A 1,605-nucleotide genomic window follows, 5' to 3' on the forward strand; every position below is an offset into this window, starting at 1 on the left:
CCTGCGACTCAAGCGCAAGCGGGCGGCCTGGGATGACGATATCCGTATGAAAATGCTGGGGATTCATCGGTTATGACTTTCGAATGCGATGGCCCTGCAGCACGCCCCCTCGCCGTTCCCGGACCGCAACGATGACTTCGTCCACCCGCAGCTTTCTGGCGACGTCCATCAAGTTGCCGGGAGGAAGCATCAGCCTGGGTTCGACTTCGATTCGCTCATTGCCACTGACGGGCAGGAAACCGACCACTTCAACGCTGCGCTGAAGCGGACGAGTCAGATCCAGATGTACCTGGCGCGCGTCTCGCCCGGTTCCGACGATCAATACCCGCGGAATGAACATACCCGCGGCCCGTCGTTGATTGAACACCCCGCGCGCAAGTAGCAGCACACCCAACGACACCAGTATGCTCCACTGCAGAGCAAGCGGAGCCATCTCCGCCCACGGGAGCACTCGGAACACGAAATACGCAACGGGGATGCTTACCACGAGCGAAAGCAGCACGCGCACGGCGGCCTGACGGCGGGACCGCTCATAGAAGGGCCGGTACAGCCCCATCGCAGCGTTCATCCCCACCATCAGTGCTGCGAAGGTGAGCGCCGAGGGCACGCACGCCACCCATTCAAGTCCTTCGTGCGAACCGAGGACTGCGATGGCACAAAGGACCACGGAAAAAAGGACCGCGGCATCGAACAACACCTGCTGCAGCGCATGCGTCGGCAAGTAGTGACTGAATACCTTCAACATGGACTACCCCTGGCTTCGGTACAGCAGGACCGGAACTACGTCCCGCCGGAGAATTGATCGCCCCGCGTTCTTTCGAGGCACAATGAATTCACTCTAGACAATGCCTTCCTCAATGGATGTGAAGGGCATCACACCCCCGCCCAGAATGGACGCTTGCACCCCTGCGCACAGGCACAATCCTACTGCATTCTTACACCGTGATGCGGCAGCGCAACATGCACGATTGATTTTCGTGCAACGAGCCTGTAGGGTCCGAGCATTCCAGTCAGTTGCCAGGAGCAAACCATGAGTGATTCCACCAGAGATTTCACAGCCGTGTATGGACATGCGTTCGAGGAACTCCACCTCGGCATGAGCGCCTCGGTTTCCCGTACGGTCAGTGAAGCCGACATCCTGATGTTTGCGGGCGTTTCGGGTGATACCAACCCCGTTCATCTCGACGAAGAGTTCGCCGCCAGCACCATGTTCGGTGGGCGCATCGCACACGGCATGCTTTCAGCCGGCCTGATTTCGGCCGTTTTCGGCACCCGTCTCCCCGGCCCGGGCTGCATCTATCTCTCCCAGACACTCAAGTTCAAGGCGCCGGTGAAAGTTGGCGATACCGTCGTTGCCTGCGTGACGGTTAAGGAGCTCAAAGCTGAGAAGCGCCGAGCGATCTTCTCGACGGTATGCACCGTGCGTGGCAGCGTAGTTCTCGAAGGGGAAGCCGAAATGCTCGTTCCGAAACGCGACTGAGTATCGGTGAGCAGGCGCAAGACGCCCGTGTTTTCGGTCACGGGTGTTTTTTGCTTTTGTGTTGTTTGTAGACGCACGAACGCCCTGATGATTTAATTTTCATCAGGGCGTTGTGTAGTTGGGTT

2 protein-coding genes are annotated in these 1,605 nt (G+C 58.6%); one reads left to right on the forward strand and one right to left on the reverse strand.

The features are described 5' to 3' along the window. Positions 1-70: 70 nt before the first annotated feature. Positions 71-745 carry a nucleoside-diphosphate sugar epimerase/dehydratase gene (locus ACPT9U_RS17650; RefSeq protein ID WP_435751912.1) on the reverse strand — a complete coding sequence of 225 codons (675 nt, stop codon included), beginning with the start codon at positions 743-745 and terminating at the stop codon, positions 71-73. 285 nt (positions 746-1,030) lie between these two features. On the opposite strand from ACPT9U_RS17650, the gene ACPT9U_RS17655 reads away from it, so the two are divergent. Further along, positions 1,031-1,480, forward strand: coding sequence for a MaoC family dehydratase (locus ACPT9U_RS17655; protein WP_418365514.1), 450 nt, complete (start codon positions 1,031-1,033; stop codon positions 1,478-1,480). Positions 1,481-1,605: the final 125 nt, after the last annotated feature.

Origin of the sequence: Thauera sp. AutoDN2, assembly GCF_051280715.1 — a bacterium.
Taxonomy (GTDB): domain Bacteria; phylum Pseudomonadota; class Gammaproteobacteria; order Burkholderiales; family Rhodocyclaceae; genus Thauera.

Excerpts from the sequence above, each read along its gene's own strand:
- ACPT9U_RS17655 (WP_418365514.1), top strand. The coding sequence starts at position 1,031 with ATGAGTGATTCCACCAGAGATTTCACAGCCGTGTATGGACATGCGTTC.
- ACPT9U_RS17650 (WP_435751912.1), bottom strand. The coding sequence starts at position 745 with ATGTTGAAGGTATTCAGTCACTACTTGCCGACGCATGCGCTGCAGCAG.